Below are 23,106 nucleotides of genomic sequence, written 5' to 3' on the forward strand. Positions count from 1 at the left end.
CCGTTCTCCTGCCGGCCGCGCCGCCGTCGTCGGCGACGCCGCTCCGGCTCGTGCTGCAGTTTCACGATAGTCAGACGACTCGCACCAACCGCGAAAGACCCCCTGAATTACCGAACGAGCGCTCGGACGCTCTCGTCGGAACGGAGGCGGTTCTCCCGGCGGATCAGCACGATGCCGATCCCGGTGATGATCACGACCGCACTCAGCGTGCCGGCGATCACAGGTACCGACGCACCGATCAGACAGTCGGTGATGAGCCAGGCCGCGAAGGCGAAGAAGAGAACTGCCGCGCCGATCGCGATGACGCGCTCGGGGAGGTGGCGGCCGAGGAGCACACCCACGCCGATGGCGAGCGCGTCGGCGGCGACCATGCCGAGCGTGGACCCGATCCAGACCCCGAGCCAGTCGTTGTCGGTGGCCAACGTGATGGTCGCGAGCATGGTCTTGTCGCCCAGTTCGGCGAGGAAGAACGCCGACATGACGGCGAAGAACACCGAGGCGCCTACGCGGGTCGCCCGACTGGACTCCTCGTCGTCGAGCCGGTCTCCGCGCAGCGTCCAGAGGCCGAAGACGAGCATCGCCAGGCCGGCGAGGATCGTCAGGAGCGTGGTGGGTATCGACAGACCGAGGAAGTGGCCGAAGAACACCGAGACCGCGTGCACCGCGGTGGTGGCCACGGTGATTGCGAGGAGGACGACCCACCAGCGATAGCGCAGGGCGTAGGTCATCGCCATCAGCTGTGACTTGTCACCGAGTTCGGCGACGAAGATCACGCCGAAGCTGAGGAGCAGGGCGGCAATCACGGACGCCAGGTTAGTCAGCGCTAACTCGCGGACGCAACTCGTCGAAGACCCGTATTTCCGCAGGTAGGGCCATCAAAATCAGATGTTCGGGGACCCGTATCCACGGGGTCGGTGACCCGTCGTATGGCCTTCGGGCGTCCGCCCCGCTCTACGCTGCGAGAAGCATGGCCAGCACGGCGGTGTCGGGGTCGGCGTTGGGGTCGATACCCACCTGATTGCGGAGGTTGACCACCGTGCCGTCGGCCTCCGCCTCAGCCCATCCCGCCCGGTGTTCGAGCCCGAGTTCGGGCAGTCCGGGTAGCAGCACGCAGCCGGAGGCGACCTGCGAACACTCGGGCAGAGACGGGCGCGTCTGCGACGGGGGATGCAGCATGACCAGGGCCGGCGGATTGTTCAGGAAGCGGCCCGCCTCGACGAAGCTGTCGTCGACGACATTGCCGATCGCGACCATCATCCCGACGGTGTCCGCCTCACCCTGCTCCGGACGCTGCTCGACCACGCCGAAGATCGTCGTCGTGGGCAGGAAACCCGGCCGGCAGGCGATCCGAACCGAGGCCACCAGCGTCTGCGTCCACTCGAGCGTCGACTCCGGCCAGCGGCCCGAGATGAGAATGCCGTTCAGTGTGCCCTCGTGCTGGAACGGTGTGAGGCCGATCGGAATCGATTGCATCATGTCCTCCTCCGACCCGGGCACGACCTCGGGGTGATCCACGGACTGGGGACCGACGGCCGACCCTGGTGAGAAGACCATCCACCGGTGGCGAGGCGTCGACAACTCGAATCACCGTGTTGTGATGGATCTTTAACATGCGAACGAACGACAGCGGCGGTCGCGGAGCACTGTCCCCGCCGGTGGGGGCGACGACACCAGGCACACTGGACCGGTGAAGAACTCGCCCCCGCTGCGACCCATGGAGTTCGCGTCCGTCGCGATCTTCGGCGGACTGACCGTCGCGGCGGTGGTCATCGCGTCGGTCATCCCACTGGCCCAGGCCGCCGGACTGCTCGCCCCGGTGCCGCTCGCACTCATCGCGGCGCGTACGCGGCCGCGGGCCCTGGTCACCGCCACGGTCGCCACCACCGCGGTGGCGTTCGCGATGGCGGGCACCGGCGCGATGGCAACCGTCCTCGGGTCCGCGCTGGTCGGCGGCCTGGTCGGCGACATCAAGCGCCGGGGCCGGGGGATCGGTGTGCTCGGGGTCGCCACGCTGGTCGCCTCGCCGGTGCTCGGTGGGATCTCCGTGCTGATCCTCCTGATCCTGGTGCCGCTGCGTGAGCTGACGATCGAGGCGATGACCAACTCCATCCACGGCGTCGCGAAGTGGCTGCACGGATGGGGCCCGACCGGCGGCGTCGCCGATGGGCTCGACGCCATGAGCCGGAGCATCGCCGACGACTGGTGGGTGTGGGTCTGGGTGTCGGGAACCCTCGGCACCGCGATCTCGCTGCTCGTCGCGTGGTGGATCCTCGGTTCCGTGATCAGCAGGCTGCGGGACGTGCCGAGCGAGGACACGCTCGACGCCGTCCCGTCGGGGTTCGCCCCGGCCGCGGTGGTCGCCGCGGCCCACGATCCGGGCATCGCGCCGCTTCCGCTGGTCTTCGAACGCGTCGGGTTCGCGTACGCGCCCGAAGCCCGCCCGGTGCTGCACGACATCGACCTGCGGATCGATCCCGGTGAGTTCGTCGCCGTCGTCGGCGCCAACGGTTCCGGGAAGTCGACGCTGGCGAAGATCCTGGCCGGGCGTGACCCGTCCACCGGCGTGGTCCACCGGCCGGGCCTGCCCGGTCTGGGCGCGCACGGCGGGACCGCGCTCGTCCTGCAACGTCCCGAGATACAGATGCTGGGTTCCCGCGTCGCCGACGACGTCGTCTGGGGTCTGCCGCCGGGCGTCGACGTCGACGTCGAGGCACTGCTCGACGAGGTCGGTCTCGCCGGACTCGGTGACCGGGAGACCACGGACCTGTCCGGCGGTCAGCAGCAGCGGCTGGCGATCGCGGCGGCGCTCGCCCGGGATCCGCAGCTTCTCATCGCCGACGAGGTGACGTCGATGGTCGACCCGGAAGGCCGGGGACAATTGCTGGCGCTGCTCGCGGGCCTCCCGGCACGCCGCGGGATCGCCGTCGTCCTGGTGACGCACCGCGGCAGCGAGGCGGCGGCGGCCGATCGGGTGATCCACCTGGCCGGGGGACGCCTCGTGCCGCACGCGCCCGACTGGATGCCGGGTCCCGACGCTGACCTGGGCGCGCCGAACCCGCGCCCGTCGCCCCCGCCCGCACCGACCTCGCGGATCGGCGGGCCACTCCTCGTGCTCGACCAGGTGGGTTATGCGCACCTGCCGGGCTCACCGTGGGAGGTAGTTGCCCTGCAGGACATCTCGCTGACGGTCTACCGCGGCGAGGGACTCCTCGTCGTCGGCGGCAACGGATCGGGCAAGACGACTCTCGCGTGGATCATGGCCGGCCTGCTCCCGCCCGGGACCGGTACCTGCCGTCTGCTGGACATCCACGAGAAGATCACTCCCGGAGCGGGTTTCGACGCCGGAACGCCGATGACGGAGCGGGTCGGCGCGGTCGGACTCGGATTCCAGCACGCGCGTCTGCAACTGCAGAAGGTCACCGTCGCCGACGAGATCATGGCGGCCGGTGGTGAGAAGGTGGGCACCGCCGAGGTCGCCCGGGTCCTCGAACTCGTCGGGTTGCCGCGCCGGATGGCGGTCACCAAGGTCGACGCGCTGTCGGGCGGACAGATGCGACGCGTCGTGCTGGCCGGTCTCATCGCGCGCCATCCCGACCTGCTGGTCTTGGACGAGCCGCTGGCCGGTCTCGATCCGCCGGCACGCGAGGAGATCGTCGCACTGCTGGCCCGGCTCCGCGCCGACGGGATGACCATCGTGATCATCTCGCACGACTTCGAGTCGTTGGAGTCGGTGTGCACCCGGCGGGTCCGACTGGTCGACGGGCGTCTCCTGCCCGATTCGCAGCAGATGATCGACCAGGCTCCCGGCTGGGACGGAGGAACCCGATGACGATGCGCACCGTCCCGCTGCGGCAGGTGCCCGGCGACTCGTTCGTGCACCGGCTGTGGGCGGGGACCAAACTCGTGATCGTGCTGATCCTCGGGATCATGACCTGGGTGCTGCCGTCGTGGCCGGCGCTGGGCATGGTCGCCGCGGTGGTGGTGATCACCGCCCTCGTCGCGGGAATCCCGTTGGGCGCCATACCTCGTCCGCCGTGGTGGTTCTGGGGTCTGATCGGCATCGGCGTCGCGTTCAACGTGTCGTTCGCCGGCATCCCCGGCGCCCTGGTCTTCCTGCGCGCGATCACCCTGGCACTCGTCCTCGTCGCCAGTTCGATCCTCGTCATCTGGACCACTCCCATGGCCGACGTGGCGCCGGCGCTGGCGCGGCTGATGCGTCCGCTGCGGTGGCTCCGGCTGCCCGTCGACGAGTGGGCGGTCGCGATCGCGTTGTGCCTCAGGGGTCTTCCGCTGCTCATCGAGGAGTTGCGCATGCTGCGTGCGGCGCATCGCCTCCGGCCGACGGCCAGGGGCCGCAGCGACCATCCGTCGGCGGAGATGGGGATCATGGATCTGATCACCGCGGCGATGTCGTCGGCGCTCCGACGCAGCGCCGAGATGTCCGAGGCGATCACCGCCCGCGGCGGCACCGGCCGCCTGACCGCCCATCAGGCCGGCCCCGGGCGCGCAGATGTGGTGGCGCTCATCGTGATCGGCCTGGCCTGCGCGGTCGCAATCACGGTCACGCTGGCTCTCTGAGGGTGACACTTGTAAGCTCGCTCCTCAGTATCTGCGGCCCGACGGCCGTCGTGGACCGCTACGGAACTCGTTGTCTCGGAGCGGGCCCACCCACTGCTCCCTGAGGAGGCCGGAGCTTGCGGAGGCCGTCACGAAGGGTCCTGGTGAGATGCGTCGCCAAACCCTTCGTGGCTCGTCGCTAACGCTCCTCGCACCTCAGGGAGCAGGGGGAAAGCTCGCAAGTCGCTACTCAGGGAGCGGAGGGAAAGCTCGCAAGTCGCTACTCAGGGAGCGGAGGAAAGCTCAAGTCGCTACTCAGGGAGCAGGGGTTTGCTTGCAGCAGAGAACGTGGCCCCGAACAACAAACAGCGCCGGCCACCCGAAGGTGACCGGCGCTGTTGAGGTTCGGCGAACCGGGATCAGGCCGGGACGACCAGGCCGCTGCCCTGGCTCTTCGCGCGGGCGAGACGCTCGTTGGCGTCGGCCCAGTTCACGACGTTCCACCACGCCTTGACGTAGTCGGGCTTGACGTTCTGGTAGTCGAGGTAGAAGGCGTGCTCCCACATGTCCAGCATGACGACCGGGATGATCGCGGCGGGGATGTTGCCGCTCTGGTCGGTCAGCTGCAGGATGACGAGCTTGCCGCCGATGGTGTCGTAACCCAGGATCGCCCAGCCCGAACCCTGCAGGGTGGTGGCGGCGGCGGTGAAGTGGGCCTTGAACTTGTCGAAGCCACCGAACTGTTCGGTGAGGGCGGCCGCGAGGTCGCCGTCGGGCTCGCCACCGCCGTTGGGCGACAGGTTCTTCCAGAAGATGGAGTGGTTGGTGTGACCGCCCAGGTGGAACGACAGGGTGGCGGAGAGTCCGTAGACCTTGCCGGCGATGCTGTCGTCGTCGCGGGCCGCGGCCAGCTTCTCCAGGGTGTCGTTGGCGCCCTTGACGTAGGTGGCGTGGTGCTTGCTGTGATGGAGCTCCATGATCCTGCCGGAGATGTGCGGTTCCAGTGCCGCGTAGTCGTAATCGAGATCCGGCAAGGTGTATTCAGCCACGATGTTCCTCTCTGAGGTGCTACTCGTTTCCCTGTCCACGCATGGCTCCGACGACTCGGCCGGGCGCCACGCGAATGCTTCCAGCCTTCCCCAGAGCATGGGTGATTGCAACAATCCCGCGCCAAGAAACATCAAGTGCGGTTGAGATGTCAACGATGCGAGAGTGCGTCGGCTGAGAGTTGACCAGGCCGCATCGAGGCGGCTGGGTTCAGATGAGGACGAGCAGGATGAAGACCGCGATGAGCGCGAGAATGGTCAGGGCGCTTGTGCGGCAACTCCTCGCGACGTCGTAGTTGGCGCGTGGGGCGGTCCGACCGAGCCCGGGGGCGCGTCGGAGATCTCCGGTCGCGTGCGTCGCCATCGTCGCCTCTCGTCCCTGGAACGGCTGCACATCCCTGCCGGCGGACGGGCCGCGATGGCGTTCGAGTGATCGGTATCACAGTGCCACGGATGTGACCGCCATCATAAACAGACTCGAACGGTCAGCTCAACTCGTCGTCGCCGGGCCGTATCCCACCGCGCGTAGACTCGACGCATGTCATGGCTCGACCAGCTCTTCGCCGCCGGTTCACGCAAACGGGATCTCGTCGCCGCCGACGCAGCACTGCCCGGCCGCTCGTCCGAGATCACGGTCCCGGGCGAGCACCTCGTTCTCGGAACGCCCATGCGCGGTCGGGCCGAGTCCGACGGCTCCCACGTACACGGCATCGGACGCTTCGACGACGGACTCGACGCGATCGTCCTGGCCGGTGGCTGCTTCTGGGGCATCGAGGAGATCTTCTGGCAGGTCCCCGGTGTGTACACGACTGCCGTCGGATACGCGGGCGGGTACACGCCCAACCCGACCTATGAGGAGACCTGCACCGCGCGGACCGGTCACACCGAGTCGGCGCTGGTGGTCTTCGATCCGGCCGTCGTCGATCTAGAAGGCCTGCTGAAGGTCTTCTGGGAGTCGCATGACCCGACGCAGGAGATGCGTCAGGGCAACGACATCGGAACCCAGTACCGGTCAGCCGTGTACGCCCTGACCGACGCGGACCTTGACGTCGTCCGCAGCACTGCCGCAACCTTCCAGACCGCACTCGACGCTGCGGGCCAGGGTGCGATCGCCACCGAGATCAAACCGCTGGCGCAGGCGGGCAACGGACGGTTCTACTACGCCGAGGACCACCACCAGCAGTATCTGGCGAAGAACCCGCATGGATACCGCTGCCATGCCGCGACCGGTGTCGCCTACCCCGCCTGACGTCGCGGTGCGCGGTCGTACCCATCGGTCGCAGACCCGACGAGACACGCGGTGACCGAACGGATCTCGCTGCGGCAGTGGAATCGCACCCTGCTGCAGCGTCAGCACCTGCTCACCCGCGTCGCCGAGGACGCCATCGAGGTCCTGGACCGCTGCGTCGGACTGCAGTCCCAGGACCCGCGGGCGGCATTCTTCGGATTGTGGTCGCGGATCGCGGATTTCGATCCCCTCGAGCTGGACGATCTGCTCACCGACCGCGAGGTCGTGCGCATGACGCTCCTGCGCGCGACGATCTTCCTGATCGACGCCGAGGACGCACGCTGGATTCGTCCACTCGCCGAGCCCACGCTGCGGCGTGGACTCACCGACATCCACGCCCAGCGACTGGTGGACGCCGACCCGACGCAGGTCGTGCGGTCCGCCGCCGAGATTCTGGCGGGTCGCGAACTCGCCGTCGCCGACCTCGGGAGCGAACTGGTTGCCCGCCATCCGGCGGAAGATGCGTCGACCCTGACCGCCATCGCACGGTGCGGGCTGCCACTGGTCCAGGTCCCCCCGCGTGGTTTGTGGCGCGGGCGGGGCGCTCCGACGTACCGCCTGTTCGACGAGTGGGCCGGCCCGGGCGTGCCGGCCGTCGTCGACGACGAAGCCCGTGCCGATCTCGTCCGGATGTATCTGCGCGGGTTCGGCCCGGCCACCGTGAAAGCCATCCAGACGTGGTCCGGGCTCACCCGGTTGCGACCCCTCGTCGAGAAGCTGGAGGCCGACTGGGAGCTCGTCCGGCTCGACGGTCCGAACGGCGAGGTCCTCTACGACCTCGACGGTCTCGCCCTCGCCGACCCGGATGCGCCGGCGCCGGCCCGGCTGATCGCCCCCTTCGACCACGTGATCGGCGCCCAGGCCGACCGAATCCGGGTCGCCGACCCGGAGATGTACCGGCGCACCGTGACTCCCAATGGCCGGTCGCCCGGATTCGTGTTCCTCGACGGATTCCTCGCGGGGACATGGTCTCTCGATGCCGAGGACGTTCCGGCGGTCGAGTACCTGCGTCCGGTGACCGCCGCCGAACGGCGCGAGGTCGACGCCGAGGTCGATCGGCTCCGTGAATTTCTGGTCGATACCTGAAGCTCGTCGCGACGGGGCCCGGCAGATGTCGCACATCGTGGCGCCGAGCGCAACGACACACTACGTCTGCGCACCGGATCGAAGGAGCCCGCGACTCAATCGCCGGTGCGCGGGTTCCGCGAGGTGATGCAGTAGCGGCGACCGACCGGATCCGCCATCGTCGTCCAGTGCGGGAAGTGCTCGATCGCGCGGGCGCCCCAGTCCTCGTGCCGTGCGACCTCGTCGGGGACGGAATTCGTGGCGATGTCGAGGTGCGCTGTCGCCACATCGTTGTCTGACTCATCCTGCTTGCGCTGCAACAGGATTCCTAGGGTCACCGCGGGGTCGCGGCGGAGCGCGACCAGCTCGGGCCGACCCCGGGGCTTCGTCGGCCAGCCGGTGAACCCGGTCCAGAAGTCGACCTCGACGTCGAACATGCCGGCGGGGATGTCGATGCACAGCTGGTCGATGATGCTGATGGTGTCGCCGGGCCAACGGATGGGCCGCGACCGCTTCGATTCGCCCTCCCACGGCACGAGGCAGAACACGAAACCGGCGGGTGACCGGAGGGTGAGGTGAGTCCCGGCGTCGACGACGAGGGTCGCACCGAGTGCCTGTGCCTCGGCGGTGGCGGCGTGCGGGTCGTCGGTGTGGATGTCGAGGTGGACTCCACCCGGTCCGTCGTCGATCCGCTGGACTCGCAGATGCGGGTCGCCGTAGAAGGGCTCCAGCGAGGCGAACTCGCGGTGCTCACCCCGCGGCGGGGAGACCGTGCTGCCCGAGATCGCGCGCCAGAACGTCACCTCGCTGCCGAACACCTCCGCGGGGAAGTCGAGGAATGCGCTGAGCCACCGCACCTGCACCCGGCAGATTCTACGGTGCGTCCCACGTCGCGGACTGTCGCGGCGCGTGGGAAAACAGCAGGCGGGTCGCCGTCGTTACACTCGGACAGATGACTGCAGGACCGCTGGGGGCGGTGGGGAAGAAATTCTCGAAGGCGCGGACCGAGCAGGTCGCCGTCGTCCGTCTCGACGGCCCGATCGGGATCGCGGGGATGGGCAAGCACGGCGTCAACACCGAGTCCGTCGAGCCGGTTCTGAAGAAGGCATTCGCCACGGAGCGATTGCGGGCCGTCGTGGTCGTCATCAACTCGCCCGGTGGCTCGCCGGCACAGTCGGAGTACATCGCCGAACGCATCCGTCAGCTGTCGGCGGAGAAGGGCGTGCCGGTCCTCGCGTTCTGTGAGGACGTCGCGGCCTCCGGCGGCTACTGGATCGCCTGCGCGGCCGACGAGATCTTCGCCGCCCACACCTCCATCGTCGGGTCGATCGGGGTCGTGTCGTCGGGCTTCGGTTTCTCGGCGGTGCTCGACCGCTTCGGTGTGCAGCGCAGGCTGTACACGACCGGTGAGAACAAGGCGCGACTCGACACCTTCTCGCCCGAGCAGCCCGAGGACGTCGAATGGCTGAAGGAGTTGCAGGCACAGCTGCACGAGGCGTTCATCGCGTGGGTCCGGCAGCGCCGCGGGAAGAAGCTGACCGCGTCCGACGCGGAACTCTTCAACGGCGACGTGTGGATCGGTCACCGCGCCGCGGAACTCGGGGTCGTCGACGGGATCGGCGTGATGCGTTCGGTCGTCGCCGAGCGGTACCCCGACGCGGAGATCACCGTCGTGGAGACGCCAAAGCCGCTGCTCATGAGACTCGTGGGAAGCCAGACATCGGTTGCCGGATTTGCGGAGAGCGTGACGACCGGCGTTCTGGCGGCATTCGACCACGCCCCGTCGTTGCGGCTGTCGCTGCTCCACCGGGACTGAAAGGCCCGATCACAGCCCGTTCACATGGTTTTGCTTGTCAATTGTCCCCACGTTATCCACAGGTGCTATTCATCGAAGGAAGAGTTCACGACGTTCCGGCGTGTGCACTTTCGTGAATTTCCTACGCGCACATTCGGCTAAACGAGTGATCGCGGTCACAAGTCGCGGGCCGGTGGCCAGCGTTTTTCCACAATTCCACAGTCTCATCCCCAAGTAGACGGTCAGTGCGCGAACGAGGGACAAATGTACATGTGGATAAATTTATGTAGGTCTACATAGCGCCTTGCTCCACACCCGTCTCGGTGACGACAGCGGGGCGCGCGGGCAGTGGTCCGGTCGAGCTGCCGCCGCGCCCGGCCGTCTCTGTGCCACCATGGAAAACGTGAGCATGGGCGACATCACTCAGGTGCCGGTGACCGACCTTCCGGACGACTTCACCGGGCAGACCGACGCGGTGATGCTCGACGTCCGTGAGGACGACGAATGGGCGTCCGGTCACATCCGGGGCGCCGTGCACATCCCGCTGGCCGAGGTGCCCGGCCGCCTTGCCGAACTCGACCCCGATCACGATCTGTACGTGGTCTGCCATTCCAGCGGCCGATCGATGCGCGTGCTGCAGTACCTCGCGCAGGTCGGTTACGACGGGATCTGCGTCCGCGGCGGCATGCTCGCCTGGCAGGAACACGGCAAGCCCGTCGAGATCGGTGATCCACGACCCGAGGGCGACGCCGGCCGATGATCGACCTGTGCCCGCGGTGTCGAATCCAGGCACCGCACCGTCCCGGCCGTGAACACTGCCCCCGATGCGGCGGACCGCTGAGCGTCGTCGAGGATGCCGCGCGGGCGCTGGCCGCCCGGCAGACGCCGGCACGATCGCCGGCGCCCGGCGCGGTGCGCCCGCCGCACGTACCGTCTCGCTCCGGCCCGGCCCCGGTGTCCGCCGGACGTCTCTACCGCAGTCGCAACGTACGGTGGGTGGCCCGCCGCCCACCCGAGGCGATTCCTGTCCGCCGGGGCCCCTCGGGCCGTCGTGGCCCCCGGCTGATTCCCCGGTACGTCTACATACCCACCTGGGGTCTGCACGACGAACCGGCGGAGGTCGACACCGCGCACCGGAAAGTCGAGAGTTCGCGTGTCCGACTGCAGTTCGCCCTGAACGTGGCGGGCTCTGCGCTGGCCGCGTCCGCACTGGTCCATCTCGTGCGCTACCTCCTGCTGGTCGTCAACCGCGACCGTCCGCTGCCCGAGTTCCTCATCGTCGCGTCCGACTGGCTGACCGTCTTCGTCGGCGTCGTCGCATTCCTCGCATTCGTCCTGGCGACCCTGGCTTTCATGCGCTGGGTCCTGGAGTTGCGCGCGGACACCTACGCCGCGGCCGGTCTCGTCGACCCGCGCCGGCCCGGTTGGGTCGCCGCGCTCGCCGGCCTGCCGCTGGTCAACCTCATCGGTGCGCCGCTGGTGGTGCAGGAGGTCGCCGTGCATCGGGTCGGCCAGGACCCCGCGCTCGATGCCGACCTCGTCGGCCGACGACTCCGCAAGTTGTGGGTCGCCTGGGTGGTGGTGAATGCGGCGGCCGGTGCGGCGATCATCGCCCGGCTCGTCGCGTGGCGCTCGGACTCGCTGCAGACCGGGGCGAACGCGATGGTGATGGTCATCGTCAGCGCAGCGGTCTCGGCTGCCTTCGCCTTCTGGATGGCACGCCGGGTGCGGACACTGTTCGACGCCGCCGCGGCGGCCCCGGTCCCGACGAGACGGTGGGTGGCGGTCGGATGAACTCAGGGGTGAACGTGGGCGCGGCCGAGAAGGTCTCCCGATCGGGCAAGCCGGCGGTGGTGGCGCACCGCGGGGCGTCGGGCGACTGTCCGGAACACACCCTGGCCGCCTACGAGCTGGCTCTCGCACAGGGTGCGGACGGCCTCGAGTGCGATGTCCGGTTGACCGCCGACCACGAACTCGTGTGCGTGCACGACCGGACCGTCGACCGGACGTCCGACGGCTCGGGGATCGTCAGCGAGATGACGCTCGCCGAACTGCGCGAGCTCGACTTCGGGAGCTGGCATGCGGCTGGTGGACCCGCGTCGATCCTGACGCTGCGGGAGCTGCTCACGCTGACCCTGGACTGGCGCCGACCCGTCCGCCTGTTCATCGAGACCAAGCATCCGGTGCGGTTCGGCAGTCTCGTCGAGCAGAAGCTCCTCGAGATGCTGCACGAGTTCGGGGTGGCGACGCCGCCGTCGGCCGATCACAGCCGCGCCGTGGTCATCTCGTTCTCGTCGGCCGGGGTCTGGCGGATCCGACGCCACGCCCCGATGCTGCCGACGATCCTCCTCGGTGACACCGCCCGGGTCCTGGGTGGGGGCGCCGCGACCGCCGTCGGGGCGACCGGCATCGGGCCGTCGGTGATGACCCTGCGGCAGTACCCGGACCTGGTCGATCGCGCCGCCGCAGCCGGTCGGGTCACCTACTGCTGGACCGTCGACGAGCAGGTCGACGTCCAGCTGTGTGCCGATCTCGGTGTGCGATGGCTGGCCACCAACCACCCGGCGAAGGTGCGCGACTGGCTGGTCACCGTCGACTGAGCTGCCGCCCGCACGACCTGTCGGGCGCCGCGGGCCGACGTGAGAGAGTGGACCGATGGGCAAGAAGAGCAAACGGGGTAGTGGACCACGTCCGGGAAGCAATCGCGCCGAGCGCGTCGCAGCACGTAAGGCACGCCAGGCCGCAGCTCTGGCGCCGCCGCCCCGGCCCTTCGCCGGGTTCGCGTCCGAATGCGATTTCGTCGCGCTGCGGACCTTCGTCGCCTCGGCGACTGCGCGGTTGGAGCTCACCGAGCCGGCCGGTTCCCGCAACGACGTCTCGATCGTGACGATCCTGCCGGGCGCGGTGCCTGCTCTCGCGCGCGACCTCGACGGTGCGACAGAGGGTTTCGTGGGTCTACAGACCGACCCCGATCGCTCGGCGCTGACCGTCGAACTCGCCGCGGCCATCGCGTGGGCCGCTCACGCCGACGCCGGCAGTGAGTTCGACCTCGAAGCTGCCGACGAGGCCCCCAGCCTCGACGAGGTCGTGAGAACCGACGCCACCCTGGACATCACGGTGCACCAGGACTTCGGCTGGTGGTTCGTGGAGGGCACCGAGGTCCCGGCGGAGATCACGGCAATGTTCGAGCGCGCCAACGACTCGGTGCTGCCGACCGCGCGGCTCGTGGTCGACAGCGGCGCCGGTGCGCCCTGGTGGGTCGATGCGGGCGAACGTGCGCACCTGCGCTGGATTCGACCCGAGCCGGAGGACGACCTGATGTCGGCGATGGCCCGGCTCCACGCGGCCGGTCATCTGACGATGGGTGAGGGTTCGCGGTTCGCCGGATCGTTCCGCACCCACGGGTTGCTCGTCCCGGTCTTCGACCTCGACAACGAGATGCACCACGAAGAGTGGTACGCCGGTCTCAACGAGCTCGATCGCCGCCTCGCCGAAGCACTCGCCGACACCTCGCCGCTGACGATCGAACAACGCAGCTCCCGCAACGGTATTCGCGGTCGCCAGGTCACGCTGCGCTGACCGGCGTGGTCCGTAATCGCGCGTTGCTCTCTGCTCCCTGAGAGCCTTCTTCTGCTCCCTGAGGTGCGAGCGAAGCGAACCTTCTTCAGCTCCCTGAGGTGCGAGCGAAGCGAGCCACGAAGGGCGTGGTGACGTCCGTCGCCAGCCCTTCGTGGCTCGTCGCTTGCGCTCCTCGCACCTCAGGGAGCGAGGGTTATGTCGTTCTCTCGGATCTGGAGCGGGGGTTTCGCGGCTCTTTCGGATTGGGGCGGATGGAACTCCGTCAGATGTTCCCGCCGGCCGCGACCGGTGCGGTGGCGTCGGATGTCTTCTCGCCGTTGAACTCTCGTTCGACGAAGTTCTCGAGGTCGAAGAGGTTCCCGTTGCAGCGTTCGGCGATGGTCTGCAGGGTCGTCATGGTCGCGACCTCCTCGACCTGTTCCTTGAGGAACCACTGCACGAACTGCTCGCCGAGGTAGTCGCCGGTGTCGCGGGCCGACTTCGCCAGGTCGACGACCTGCTGGGTCACCGTCTTCTCCTGTGCGAGAGCGAGATCGATGGGCGCACGGTAGTCCTCGAACCGGTTGTTCGGTGCCGGGATGCCGGGGATCTCGACCTCCATGTCGCGGTCGAGGAAGTACTGCACGATCATCATCGCGTGATTGCGCTCTTCGACGGCCTGGCGGTAGAAGAGCTTTGCCAGCTGGGGCATGTCGTGGTTGTCGAAATAGGTGGCGACCGCGATGTACTGCTGCGAGGCGTAGAACTCGTTGCTGATCTGGTCGTGCAGCAGCTGATGGAACTTCGTGTGTTCGGACATGCGGCCCATCGTAGAGCCGAAAAATGGCTCTCACCAGCAAGTTCAGGCTAAGTAAGGCAAGTCTGGCCTGCGTTTGGCGACCCTTTCACGACGGCCCGCCGGTGTCGACGAGAAGCTCGTCGGGGACGGGCTGACCTGCGCGGAGGTAGCCGAAGAACTCCTCGGTCTGCTCGGTGACGGGCAACGCCAGTCCTTCGTCGGTGAAGGTGCCCTCGCCGGCCGGCGTCGTCGTCGTGATGGGGTCGCGCAGCGCGAACATGAGGGACGCGAGGTTCCAGATGTGATCTCGCTCATCGACGGTGAGCGCGTCGATGGCGCCGCCGACGAACCCGAAGAGTCGGAACGGGTTGAGCAGGACCGACGGACTGGTCGCGCGAGACACGAGTGCGGCGAGGAACTTCCGCTGATTGACCACGCGCTCGAGGTCGGCGCGCGGGAATGCGCGGGTCCGGACCAGCCCGAGAGCCTGCCGACCGTCGAGACGATGACAGCCTTTCGCCAGGCGCAGACCGGCTTTGGGGTCGTTGAGCGGTTGGTCGAGACACATGTCGACGCCGCCGACCGAGTCGACGAGGGTGTCGAATCCGCCGAAGCCGATCTCGGCGTAGTGGTCGATGCGGATGCCGGTCAGGTTCTCGACGGTCTGCACGAGCAGCGCCGGACCACCGATGCTGAACGAGGCGTTGATCTTCAGGCTGCCGTGGCCCGGCACCTCCACGTACAGGTCGCGCGGGATGCTCACCACGATCGCCTTGCCGCCGCCAGGCGGGTTGTGGACGAGCATGATCGTGTCGGTGCGGGAGCCGTCGGCGTCACCCGTGGCCAGCGCCCGGCGTTGTTCCTCGGTGAGATCGGATCGCGAGTCGGTACCGACGATGAGCCAGTTGGTGCCGGGGGTGTCCGACGGGCGTCCGGCGTAGGCCGGCAGGGCGTCGATCCGGTCCAGTCTCGTGTCGTAGTAGAACAGCAGTCCCACACTGCCGAGGACGACGACGAGCAGCAGGATCATCAGGATCTTGCCCACCCGGACCGCGCGGCGCCCCGTGCGCCGGGGCCGGCGAGGACCGGCCGGCCCCGGGGTCGCGGGCGGACGTCCGACGGACCGGTCCCGGTCGCGACGGTCGCCACGCGGCGGACGAGGTCCACGAGACCGATTGTCGGGGATCGGCTCCGGCTTCTGGGTGGGCGCATACCCGCCGGGAGCGGGCCGCGCCGATGGTGGCGGCCGATCGGCCGGGGACGGGTGCGGGGGCCGGCCGGTGGGACCGGGGCCCGGCGCCCGGCGCGGGTCGGGACCGCGTGCAGGGATCCGCGGCATGGCCTGCGGATGAGCGGACGGACCGACGGCACCGGGAGGAGGGCGGTGGCCTTGTCCGGGTGGTGGCCCCGGGCGCGGAGACGGGCCCGCTGGCCGCCCGGGCGGCATCGGCGGTCCGGGGCGACCTCGCCGGAGGATCGGCGGGTCCTGCTCGTTCATCCCAACCAATGTACGCATGGGCGGTGGCCACGGATGTCGGTCGGTTGGTTGCCGACGTGGCGTCGAACCGCCCACCTGAGGTCTCGTTCCGGACCGAACGGGGTACAGGACACGCCATGACCGACAAACACGTCGCCGACGCCACGTCGCAGGACTCCGGGAACGATGACGCCCGGACCGACGGCGGGCACACCCCGCTGCGTCGCGCCATCACCGGCAAACTCCTGTTCCTGTTCATCCTGGGCGATGTCCTCGGTGCGGGCATCTATGCGCTCGTCGGGGAGGTCGCCGGTGAGGTCGGGGGAGCGATCTGGGTGCCGTTGGCGCTCGCCCTCGCGCTGGCGATGCTGACCGCGGCGTCGTATGCGGAGCTCGTCACCAAGTACCCGCGGGCCGGCGGCGCGGCGGTGTTCGCGCGGCACGCGTACCGCCATCCGCTCATCTCTTTCCTGGTGGGGTTCTGCATGCTGGCGGCCGGTGTGACGAGCGCCGCCGGGTTGGCGCTCGCCTTCGCGGGGGACTACCTGCAGGTCTTTCTGGACGTGCCCACCACCGCGGCGGCGCTGGTGTTCCTGCTCGCCGTCGCGGCGCTGAACGCCCGCGGGATCACCGAGTCCCTGCGGGCCAACGTGGTGATGACCGTGGTGGAGGTCTCCGGACTCGTGCTCGTCGTCGTGTTGGCCGGGATCGTGCTGGGTCGCGGTGACGGTGAGCCGCAGCGGGTGCTGGAGTTCACCGACGAGACCACCCCGGCTCTCGCCGTGCTGGGCGCGGCGTTGCTCGCCTACTACTCGTTCGTCGGGTTCGAGACCTCCGCGAACATGGCCGAAGAAGTCCGTGACGTGCGGCGGGTCTATCCGAAGGCGCTGTTCGGTGCGCTGATCGCCGCCGGCGTCGTCTACGTCCTCGTCGGTCTCGCCGTGTCGGTCGTCGCGCCACCGGAGCGCCTGGTGGAGTCGTCGGGCCCGTTGCTCGAGGTCGTCTCGATCGCCGATGTCGGGATCCCCGACCAGCTGTTCTCCCTGATCGCGCTCATCGCCGTCGCGAACGGCGCGCTGCTCACGATGATCATGGCGTCGCGCCTGACCTTCGGCATGGCCCGCGACGGGTTGCTGCCCGGTGCGCTGGCGAAGGTGCTGCCCGGTCGTCGGACACCGTGGACGGCGATTGTCGCCACCACCGCCGTCGCGATGATCCTCTCGGCAACCGGGACCGTCGCGGCACTCGCCGAGACGGTGGTGCTCCTGCTGCTGTTCGTGTTCGTCAGCACCAATGTCGCCGTCCTCGTCCTGCGCCGCGACCGCACGGACACCGACCACTTCCGGGCGCCGACGATCCTGCCCGTGCTCGCGGTGATCTCCTGCATCGTCCTGATGACGCAGCAGAGCGCGTCGACCTGGTTGCGCGCGGGCATCCTGATCGTCGTCGGACTCGTGCTCTATCTCCTCGCGCGTGTGACCGGGTCGGGTGGGCGCCGGGTCAACGACGACGACATCGACGACGACATCGACGACGACGATCGCTCCGGGCGCCTCACCTGACGCGGATGTTGTTCGCGCGGTAGTCGTATCCGTCCTGACTCGCTCGCTCGTACTGGAATTCGACGGTCTGCCCCGGCACCAGGTCCCGGAAACCGGTACCGACGATCTCGCTGTAGAACGCCCACGCCCCGCCCGGGGTGGCGTCGGAAGCGAGTACGCCCCATCCCTCTTCGCCGTTCCACGACCGAACGGTCCCGGTGGTGTTCGGACCGAGGGTAGTTGGTGGCGGTGACGTCGGTGTGTCGGTGAGGGCGGTCTCCTCGATTATCGTGAGTCCGTCCGGTCCGGCGTCACCGACGCTGTGCCACAGGGCAGTTCGGAACACGCCATTGTGCTTCGGATCCGGCCGGGCCACCTCGGTCGGCCAGACCGAGAGCGCCACATATCGGCATCCGCTTTCCGCTGGCACAGCTATCGCATGGTCGAAGTCGACGACGGTCCCCGGACGCAAGCCCGGCAGGGACAGCTCGTCGAGATTCTGAACGGCCCGAACACGGACGACGAAGGTGGACACGTGGACGGTGCCGGACAACGCTGGTGACTCGATGACACCCCAGCCCTCGTCGTGGTGCCATTCGCGGATCATCCCGGTCGTCGACATCGGTCCACCGTAGGCGCCGGACCCGTGGCGCGACAGTGAATTTCCGTTGGGGCACTTCGCGTCCGGGTGGGGCGAACGCCGCTAGGACAGGGGTGCAGGCTGAGGCCTGGGAAAACGTGGGATCTCGAGCCCGGAATCCGGACGCGGCGTCATACGGCTTCTCAACGCTCCGCGAGCGATCCGATCTCGGGGGCGTCCGGGCCGAAGTGGCGGAAGAGTGCGCGGCGTCGGGAACGGGTGCCGGCCCATTCCAGATAGCGCGGACCGGCCGGTGTTCGTGCGATGACCTGGTAGACAACAGTGTTGCGGACCCACGCGAGACCGAACGCCCACGGCACCGCGGGGCGGAGACCGAGGTCGCGCATGCCGCGCACGCCGAGAAAGCCCTGCAGCATGCTCAGCAGGCGGGCGCGGGTGTAGCGCGCGGCGAGGCGGGGGAACAACCGGTAGTGCAAGCGGCTCTGGGCGTCGACGATCGCTGTCGTGAGGGCCGCGCCGGCGTCGGTCACGTCGTGCTGCGCCAGTAAGACCGCATAACTCAGCTGATGCTGGTCGCGTTCGGAGTCGAAGAGCCAGTCGTCGTCGACGCCGATCAGCCAACCGACGTACTTCCAGAGGTGCATGAGGGCGCGGGAGTCGTCACGGCTCACCGGGACGCCGAGGGCGCGGACCCCCATCATCAGTGCGCCGCTGAAGAGGTTCAGCGTCGCGGCGAGGTCGGACTGGTTGATCGGCAGACCCCACTGGTCGATGTTCCAGCGGCCGTTGTGTTCGTACCGCTCGTTGACCAGGGCGTGCATGAGGCGCACGTGGACGGTGAGTCGCCAGCCGTCGCCGTCGCGTGCCATCCCGCCCGGTTCGCCGACCGCGATGGCCCAGGTCTGCGTCTCGCCGAGTCGTCGGATGACCGTGTTCCCGGTGAGGCCGCCGGTCGCGACCAGCAGGTCGGCGGGACCGCCGAAGCGGTAGCCGCCGATCAGGGAGAGCTGGAGCAGGACGTCGTTGGCGTTCTGGCCGAACCGTCGGTAGACGGCGGCCCCGCGGTCGCAGAGAGCGGGATCGACCCAGTCCGGTGTCTTCTCGACGAGTGCGAAGAAGTCGCGCAGGGCGTCGGGCGCATCGGAGGGCATGTCGCCGGCGAGGGCCCGCTCGAACTGGCGCATCGTGACCCGGCCGTCGGTGTCCCGCGGGAGGCGCATGGCCCGAACCAGCGCCGCGGCGGGTTCGTCCCGTGTGCGCAGCCGACGCCCGAGCTCCGCGAGCTCGTCGTCGCCGGGTTCACGGAGGTGGTTGTAGACCTTGAGCAGTCTGCCGATGCGCCGGCCGCGGGACTCGGCGGCTCGATGGCGTCGCGGGAAAGGGAGGCTCGCCGGCTCGGCGGTCGGGTCGGACGGCGCATCGACGGTCATGAGACGAATCTAGCGAATCATCTCACTCCGTTCAATGGTGGCCGGTAGGGGTGCACGGTCGGAGTGCGCAGTCGACGGGAAAGGCCGCACGGTCGACGATGTCTCGGTTCTCAGCCGACCCAGGACAGATGGTCGCGGAGCAGTCCGTAGCCGACGAAGGCGACCACATCGATGACCGCGTGGGCGATCACGAGGGGCCAGACGCGGCCGGTGACCTGGAAGAAGCGCCCGTAGACCACGCCCATGACCAGATTCCCGAGTCCGCCGCCGAAGCCCTGGTACAGGTGATAGCCGCCGCGGAGGATCGCGCTGGCGGCGAGCGACGCGTTGTCGGACACGCCGAGTTGTCGCAACCGGGTGATGAAGTACGCGACCACCACGATCTCCTCGGCGGCGGCGTTGCCGATCGCGATGAGCACCAGAACCGGCCACTCCCACCAGGTGTCGGCCTGGCTGGGCACCAGGCTCGCGTTGAGGCCCAGGGCCCGGGCCACGGCGACGAGTCCCAGGCCGGGCAGGCCGATGACGGCGGCGAGGACCAGTCCCGAGGGGATGTCGCGGCGCGGGGTCCACCGACCCAGACCGACACGTGACAGTCCGATCCCGCTGCGCCACAACAGGTATATGCCCAAGGCGGCGATGGCGAACAGTCGGAGGCCGCCCATGATCTGCCGGACGGCGTCGATGAGACCGAGGTCGGAGCGGCTGGGATTGAGTGCGACCGTGGTCTCGCCGATACCGCCTGCGAGCTGCGCCTCGAGCAGTGCGAGTGCCGCGGACAGCGCCGAGAACGCGAATGTGAGGACACCGACGATGACCAGTTCGACGATGATGCCGCGTCGTTCGGTCCGGTCGGTGACGACCGGGATGCCGTGGGGCGACGGTGTGAGGTACTCGCGCAAGGCCATGCCGGTCAGCCTAGGACCCCGCGATCCGTGGTGCGGATGCGTGATCCGCGGGCGGCGTTGCTACGGAAGCCGGGTCAGTCGGGCATCGAGTTCAGGAACGGGCAGCCCGCGAGATTCCGCAGCGCGCGGGACAGTTCGAACACGTCGGAGACCGGCCGCGCGAACGGGAGGCGGACGTCGGAGTCGCTGTCGAGTCCCTCGATGCGGAACCGGATGCCGAAGCGATCGAGGCCGAGCGGCCGCACCCGTCCGGTGCGCAGCTCGACGGGAAGCTTGCGGACCAGTTGTCCGACGATGTCGGCGTGGTCGCTGTCGAGATGTTCGAGCCAGCTGCCTTCGTGCTCCCAGAAGGGGTCGGGGTCGGCGTCGGCGAGCTCGGTGGCCGACACCGACGCCGCGCCGTCCGAGGACGCGATGACCGCGGTGTCGACCTGCAGGCGCATCATCGACGCGCCGTGTCCGATGTCGAGGAGACCGTCGTCGGGGTGTTCGCCCGCGATCTCGATGGCCAGGTCGCGTTCCAGGTCGCGCGGGACCTCGTGCAACGTGCCGTTCAGCCAGATCACCGAACGCACGCGTTCACGCAAGTCGATGGGTGCCCAGTCGGTGACCTCGAGCATGGCGGGCACGCCCTCGGCGCCGTCGACGGTCCGCATCGCGTCGCCGTCGGTGGGGACGAGGACGAAGGCCTGGGACTCGAAGAGGTGCACGACGTCGATCGGGGTGGCGTCCGCGCCCTCGACGGCCAGGATGGCGGAACCGCCGCGACGACAAGCCGTCTGGATCATCTCGGCATCCGTGGGGCGGTCGGTCGTCGTTCTCGTCATGACAGTCTCTCCGGTCGGCGTCGCGGGGCGCGGGTCGTATGAAAGGTAACCCTAACCTAAATACCCGGAGCGCACGCGTCAATGGTTTCGACACCCCTGCGTAGAGCCTGGGACACATGCGCGAAAGGGTCTCGGCAGGCCTGTTCCACTAGGCTCGTGTGGTGCCTGTGATCGCCTACTTCGGCCCGCCCGGAACCTTCACCGAGATGGCGCTCGACGCGGTCCTCGCCGAACAACAGTCCGCGGACGGCCTCGACCTGTCGGGCGGGGTCGACCGGGTCGCCGCGTCGAGTCCGGCCGCCACCATCGCCATGATCCGCACCGGAGATGCCGACTACGGCTGTGTGCCGATCGAGAGTTCGCTGGAGGGTTCGGTGCCGGCGACGATGGACGCACTGGTGCCGCCCGCGGCAGACGCCGTCGACGGTCGGGTGCAGGCCTTCGCCGAGACGGTGCTCGACATCTCGTTCGCCATCGCCGCAGCCGCGCCGATGGTCGCGGCCGATGTCCGCACGATCGCCGCCTACCCGGTTGCCTCCGCGCAGGTGCGTCAGTCGATCGGTGGGCTGTTCCCCAACGCCGAGTTCGTGATCGCGAGCTCGAATGCCGCTGCCGCGCAAGACGTCGCAGCCGGGAAAGCGGACGCCGCGGTCACGACGGGGCTCGCGGCGCGCCTGTCCGGACTCGTCGTGCTGGCCGACGGTGTCGCCGACGCGCGGGAGGCGACCACGCGATTCCTTCTGGTCGGCCGACCCGGGGTTCCGCTGCCCCGCACCGGCGCCGACCGGACCTCGGTCATCCTCGAGCTGTCGAACGAACCGGGGAGCCTGATGGCGGCGATGAACGAATTCGCTTCGCGCGGAATCGACCTCACACGGATCGAGTCGCGCCCACAGCGTGACGAGGCCCAGGGCCGCAGCATCACCGGCCGGTACCGGTTCTTCCTGGACGCGGTCGGACACATCGACGATGCGGCCGTCGCCGAAGCCCTTGCCGCCCTTCACCGCCGATGCGAGCGGGTGGTGTTCCTCGGCTCGTGGCCCGCGGCGCGCACCACCGGCTCCGCGCCGCCGGACCACACCGAATCGCTTGCATGGGTCGACTCGATGCGTCGGGGAGGGAAGTGATGGCGCGGCTGCATCTGGTCCGTCACGGTGAGACCACCTCGAACGTCATGCGCCGCCTCGACACCGCTCTGCCCGGTGCCGCACTCACCGATTTCGGTGCGCGACAGGGTGTTCGGTTCGGTCTCGAGAACGTGCCGGAACAGCACGCGGTGCTGCTCAGTTCACGCGCGCTCCGCGCCCGGCAGACCGCCGAGCTGATCGGGTCGGTGTGGGATGTGGAGACCGCGGCGATCGACGGCGTGCACGAGGTCCAGGCCGGCGAGCTCGAGGACCGCTCCGACCGCGAATCGCATGAGGTCTTCCAGGACATCATGCACCGCTGGCACGCCGGCGACCTCGACGCACGCATCCCCGGCGGCGAATCCCTCGCGATGGTCTACGACCGGTACCTGCCGACGGTCGAGGACCTCGCCGACATGTACCTCACCGGCCCAGACCAGCGCGATGTGTTCCTGGTGAGTCACGGTGCGGCCATCCGCCTGATCGCCGCGCGCCTCGCCGGGATCGACTCCCGGTTCGCCGCGGCGACCCACCTCGGCAACACCGGTTCCATCGAACTCGAGTACTCCGACGGCATCTGGGTGTGCACGCGATGGGGCGCCACGACGGCCCCGTTCGAGATCGCCGACGAGCCGCTGGTCGACGAACCGATGGGCTGACGGCGTCCCTCCGTTCCCTGAGGAGCGAGCTTCACCCCGTTCCCTGAGGAGCGAGCTTCACCCCGTTCCCTGAGCCTGGATCCGTGGATGGGTGCGGGGTGTCGGTAACGTGAAAATGCCCTCTGAGCTGGAATGATTGGTGGTGTTGAGACACAAAACATTCCAGCTCAGAAGGCACTTTCAGTGAAAGTATCGCACACGTTCTCCGCCACGTCCGCCATGTTCGACGACGACAACCTGGTGTCGCACGCCGGACTGGTGCCGGTCATGAGAGTGGCCGAGTCGACCGGGTTGGCCGCATCGCTGGGCGACCGGGTCGATCTCGGTACCACCCAGGTCGCCTCCGCTGGGGCAAACCTCGACGCGAAACTGTTGACCGTGATCGGCGGATTGTGTTGCGGCGCTGACAGTATCGACGACCTCGGAAT

The 23,106-nt window shown here is 68.7% G+C and carries 23 protein-coding genes and 1 pseudogene; 13 read left to right on the top strand and 11 right to left on the bottom strand.

The genetic code is table 11. From position 1 onward, the window contains the following. Nucleotides 1-107: 107 nt before the first annotated feature. Nucleotides 108-803 carry a TMEM165/GDT1 family protein gene (locus AS181_RS22455; RefSeq protein WP_058253711.1) on the bottom strand — a complete coding sequence of 232 codons (696 nt, stop codon included), beginning with the start codon at nt 801-803 and terminating at the stop codon, nt 108-110. Between the two features lie 148 nt (nt 804-951). Next, a complete protein-coding gene (locus AS181_RS22460) occupies nt 952-1,473 on the bottom strand; it encodes a hypothetical protein (RefSeq protein WP_058253731.1) in 522 nt (173 codons plus the stop codon). A gap of 214 nt (nt 1,474-1,687) precedes the next feature. Here AS181_RS22460 and AS181_RS22465 point away from each other — a divergent pair, with 214 nt between their 5' ends. Together AS181_RS22465 and AS181_RS22470 are read left to right on the top strand one after the other, a co-directional pair. Next, nucleotides 1,688-3,829, top strand: coding sequence for an ABC transporter ATP-binding protein (locus tag AS181_RS22465; RefSeq protein ID WP_197414703.1), 2,142 nt, complete (start codon nt 1,688-1,690; stop codon nt 3,827-3,829). Beyond that, nucleotides 3,826-4,578, top strand: coding sequence for an energy-coupling factor transporter transmembrane component T family protein (locus AS181_RS22470; RefSeq protein ID WP_058253713.1), 753 nt, complete (start codon nt 3,826-3,828; stop codon nt 4,576-4,578). Before AS181_RS22465 ends, AS181_RS22470 begins: the two co-directional genes overlap by 4 nt. Before the next feature lie 398 nt (nt 4,579-4,976). Here the strand turns inward: AS181_RS22470 and AS181_RS22475 are convergent, their stop codons facing one another. Together AS181_RS22475 and AS181_RS25235 are read right to left on the bottom strand one after the other, a co-directional pair. Then, nucleotides 4,977-5,606: a superoxide dismutase gene (locus AS181_RS22475; RefSeq protein ID WP_004021423.1), complete on the bottom strand. Its 630-nt coding sequence runs from the start codon at nt 5,604-5,606 to the stop codon at nt 4,977-4,979. A 208-nt stretch (nt 5,607-5,814) separates the two neighbouring features. Next, nucleotides 5,815-5,967, bottom strand: coding sequence for a hypothetical protein (locus AS181_RS25235; protein ID WP_165629232.1), 153 nt, complete (start codon nt 5,965-5,967; stop codon nt 5,815-5,817). Nucleotides 5,968-6,141: 174 nt separating this feature from the next. Here AS181_RS25235 and msrA point away from each other — a divergent pair, with 174 nt between their 5' ends. Then, nucleotides 6,142-6,852: a peptide-methionine (S)-S-oxide reductase MsrA gene (gene msrA, locus AS181_RS22485; protein ID WP_058253715.1), complete on the top strand. Its 711-nt coding sequence runs from the start codon at nt 6,142-6,144 to the stop codon at nt 6,850-6,852. Nucleotides 6,853-6,903: 51 nt separating this feature from the next. Then, a complete protein-coding gene (locus AS181_RS22490; protein ID WP_058253716.1) occupies nt 6,904-7,977 on the top strand; it encodes a winged helix DNA-binding domain-containing protein in 1,074 nt (357 codons plus the stop codon). A 95-nt stretch (nt 7,978-8,072) separates the two neighbouring features. Here the strand turns inward: AS181_RS22490 and AS181_RS22495 are convergent, their stop codons facing one another. After that, complete coding sequence (locus AS181_RS22495; RefSeq protein ID WP_058253717.1) at nt 8,073-8,819, bottom strand: VOC family protein; 747 nt, start codon at nt 8,817-8,819, stop codon at nt 8,073-8,075. A gap of 89 nt (nt 8,820-8,908) precedes the next feature. Between AS181_RS22495 and AS181_RS22500 the strand changes: the two genes are divergently transcribed. The 5 genes from AS181_RS22500 (at nt 8,909) to AS181_RS22520 (ending at nt 13,330) form a co-directional block, all read left to right on the top strand. After that, entirely contained in the window at nt 8,909-9,772 is an 864-nt protein-coding gene (locus AS181_RS22500; RefSeq protein WP_058253718.1) for a S49 family peptidase, read from the top strand. A 388-nt stretch (nt 9,773-10,160) separates the two neighbouring features. Continuing rightward, complete coding sequence (locus AS181_RS22505) at nt 10,161-10,511, top strand: rhodanese-like domain-containing protein (RefSeq protein ID WP_058253732.1); 351 nt, start codon at nt 10,161-10,163, stop codon at nt 10,509-10,511. Further along, nucleotides 10,508-11,545 carry a DUF4328 domain-containing protein gene (locus tag AS181_RS22510; protein WP_058253719.1) on the top strand — a complete coding sequence of 346 codons (1,038 nt, stop codon included), beginning with the start codon at nt 10,508-10,510 and terminating at the stop codon, nt 11,543-11,545. Before AS181_RS22505 ends, AS181_RS22510 begins: the two co-directional genes overlap by 4 nt. After that, nucleotides 11,542-12,351 (top strand): glycerophosphodiester phosphodiesterase family protein, encoded by an 810-nt coding sequence (locus tag AS181_RS22515; protein WP_058253733.1) that lies wholly within the window; start codon nt 11,542-11,544, stop codon nt 12,349-12,351. The genes AS181_RS22510 and AS181_RS22515 overlap by 4 nt, the downstream gene beginning before the upstream one ends. Before the next feature lie 55 nt (nt 12,352-12,406). Beyond that, nucleotides 12,407-13,330, top strand: coding sequence for a DUF5926 family protein (locus tag AS181_RS22520; RefSeq protein WP_058253720.1), 924 nt, complete (start codon nt 12,407-12,409; stop codon nt 13,328-13,330). 262 nt (nt 13,331-13,592) lie between these two features. Here the strand turns inward: AS181_RS22520 and AS181_RS22525 are convergent, their stop codons facing one another. Both AS181_RS22525 and AS181_RS22530 read right to left on the bottom strand, forming a co-directional pair. Continuing rightward, nucleotides 13,593-14,129: a ferritin gene (locus tag AS181_RS22525; protein ID WP_058253734.1), complete on the bottom strand. Its 537-nt coding sequence runs from the start codon at nt 14,127-14,129 to the stop codon at nt 13,593-13,595. 85 nt (nt 14,130-14,214) lie between these two features. Further along, entirely contained in the window at nt 14,215-15,447 is a 1,233-nt protein-coding gene (locus tag AS181_RS22530) for an LCP family protein (RefSeq protein WP_231742665.1), read from the bottom strand. A 275-nt stretch (nt 15,448-15,722) separates the two neighbouring features. Between AS181_RS22530 and AS181_RS22535 the strand changes: the two genes are divergently transcribed. Then, nucleotides 15,723-17,147 (top strand): APC family permease, encoded by a 1,425-nt coding sequence (locus AS181_RS22535; RefSeq protein ID WP_058253736.1) that lies wholly within the window; start codon nt 15,723-15,725, stop codon nt 17,145-17,147. On the opposite strand, the gene AS181_RS22540 is transcribed toward AS181_RS22535, so the two are convergent. The 4 genes from AS181_RS22540 to AS181_RS22555 all read right to left on the bottom strand — a co-directional run bounded on the left by AS181_RS22540 (nt 17,140) and on the right by AS181_RS22555 (nt 20,892). Further along, nucleotides 17,140-17,748, bottom strand: a complete 609-nt coding sequence (locus tag AS181_RS22540) for a cold-shock protein (protein ID WP_058253721.1) — start codon at nt 17,746-17,748, stop codon at nt 17,140-17,142. The genes AS181_RS22535 and AS181_RS22540 overlap by 8 nt on opposite strands. A 161-nt stretch (nt 17,749-17,909) precedes the next feature. Beyond that, nucleotides 17,910-19,157 (bottom strand): oxygenase MpaB family protein, encoded by a 1,248-nt coding sequence (locus tag AS181_RS22545; protein ID WP_058253722.1) that lies wholly within the window; start codon nt 19,155-19,157, stop codon nt 17,910-17,912. A gap of 110 nt (nt 19,158-19,267) precedes the next feature. Beyond that, the gene (locus AS181_RS22550; protein WP_058253723.1) at nt 19,268-20,065 is read right to left on the bottom strand and encodes a CPBP family intramembrane glutamic endopeptidase; all 798 of its coding nucleotides are present in this window, start codon (nt 20,063-20,065) and stop codon (nt 19,268-19,270) included. A 74-nt stretch (nt 20,066-20,139) separates the two neighbouring features. Next, nucleotides 20,140-20,892: a DUF2470 domain-containing protein gene (locus tag AS181_RS22555; protein WP_058253724.1), complete on the bottom strand. Its 753-nt coding sequence runs from the start codon at nt 20,890-20,892 to the stop codon at nt 20,140-20,142. Between the two features lie 158 nt (nt 20,893-21,050). Between AS181_RS22555 and pheA the strand changes: the two genes are divergently transcribed. The 3 genes and pseudogenes from pheA to AS181_RS22570 form a co-directional block, all read left to right on the top strand. Continuing rightward, on the top strand, nt 21,051-22,019 hold the full coding sequence (gene pheA, locus AS181_RS22560) for a prephenate dehydratase (protein ID WP_058253725.1): 969 nt from the start codon (nt 21,051-21,053) through the stop codon (nt 22,017-22,019). Further along, complete coding sequence (locus AS181_RS22565; RefSeq protein ID WP_058253726.1) at nt 22,019-22,678, top strand: histidine phosphatase family protein; 660 nt, start codon at nt 22,019-22,021, stop codon at nt 22,676-22,678. Before pheA ends, AS181_RS22565 begins: the two co-directional genes overlap by 1 nt. Nucleotides 22,679-22,861: 183 nt before the next feature. After that, a pseudogene (locus AS181_RS22570) lies at nt 22,862-23,106 on the top strand (IS1380 family transposase); the annotation flags it as partial.

Origin of the sequence: Gordonia sp. SGD-V-85, from assembly GCF_001456905.1 — a bacterium.
Taxonomy (GTDB): Bacteria; Actinomycetota; Actinomycetes; order Mycobacteriales; family Mycobacteriaceae; genus Gordonia; species Gordonia hongkongensis.

Excerpts from the sequence above, each read along its gene's own strand:
- AS181_RS22460 (WP_058253731.1), bottom strand. The coding sequence starts at position 1,473 with ATGCAATCGATTCCGATCGGCCTCACACCGTTCCAGCACGAGGGCACA.
- AS181_RS22470 (WP_058253713.1), top strand. The coding sequence starts at position 3,826 with ATGACGATGCGCACCGTCCCGCTGCGGCAGGTGCCCGGCGACTCGTTC.
- AS181_RS25235 (WP_165629232.1), bottom strand. The coding sequence starts at position 5,967 with ATGGCGACGCACGCGACCGGAGATCTCCGACGCGCCCCCGGGCTCGGT.
- msrA (WP_058253715.1), top strand. The coding sequence starts at position 6,142 with ATGTCATGGCTCGACCAGCTCTTCGCCGCCGGTTCACGCAAACGGGAT.
- AS181_RS22500 (WP_058253718.1), top strand. The coding sequence starts at position 8,909 with ATGACTGCAGGACCGCTGGGGGCGGTGGGGAAGAAATTCTCGAAGGCG.
- AS181_RS22505 (WP_058253732.1), top strand. The coding sequence starts at position 10,161 with ATGGGCGACATCACTCAGGTGCCGGTGACCGACCTTCCGGACGACTTC.
- AS181_RS22510 (WP_058253719.1), top strand. The coding sequence starts at position 10,508 with ATGATCGACCTGTGCCCGCGGTGTCGAATCCAGGCACCGCACCGTCCC.
- AS181_RS22515 (WP_058253733.1), top strand. The coding sequence starts at position 11,542 with ATGAACTCAGGGGTGAACGTGGGCGCGGCCGAGAAGGTCTCCCGATCG.
- AS181_RS22520 (WP_058253720.1), top strand. The coding sequence starts at position 12,407 with ATGGGCAAGAAGAGCAAACGGGGTAGTGGACCACGTCCGGGAAGCAAT.
- AS181_RS22525 (WP_058253734.1), bottom strand. The coding sequence starts at position 14,129 with ATGTCCGAACACACGAAGTTCCATCAGCTGCTGCACGACCAGATCAGC.
- AS181_RS22530 (WP_231742665.1), bottom strand. The coding sequence starts at position 15,447 with ATGCCGCGGATCCCTGCACGCGGTCCCGACCCGCGCCGGGCGCCGGGC.
- AS181_RS22535 (WP_058253736.1), top strand. The coding sequence starts at position 15,723 with ATGACCGACAAACACGTCGCCGACGCCACGTCGCAGGACTCCGGGAAC.
- AS181_RS22540 (WP_058253721.1), bottom strand. The coding sequence starts at position 17,748 with ATGTCGACGACCGGGATGATCCGCGAATGGCACCACGACGAGGGCTGG.
- AS181_RS22545 (WP_058253722.1), bottom strand. The coding sequence starts at position 19,157 with ATGACCGTCGATGCGCCGTCCGACCCGACCGCCGAGCCGGCGAGCCTC.
- AS181_RS22550 (WP_058253723.1), bottom strand. The coding sequence starts at position 20,065 with ATGGCCTTGCGCGAGTACCTCACACCGTCGCCCCACGGCATCCCGGTC.
- AS181_RS22555 (WP_058253724.1), bottom strand. The coding sequence starts at position 20,892 with ATGACGAGAACGACGACCGACCGCCCCACGGATGCCGAGATGATCCAG.
- AS181_RS22565 (WP_058253726.1), top strand. The coding sequence starts at position 22,019 with ATGGCGCGGCTGCATCTGGTCCGTCACGGTGAGACCACCTCGAACGTC.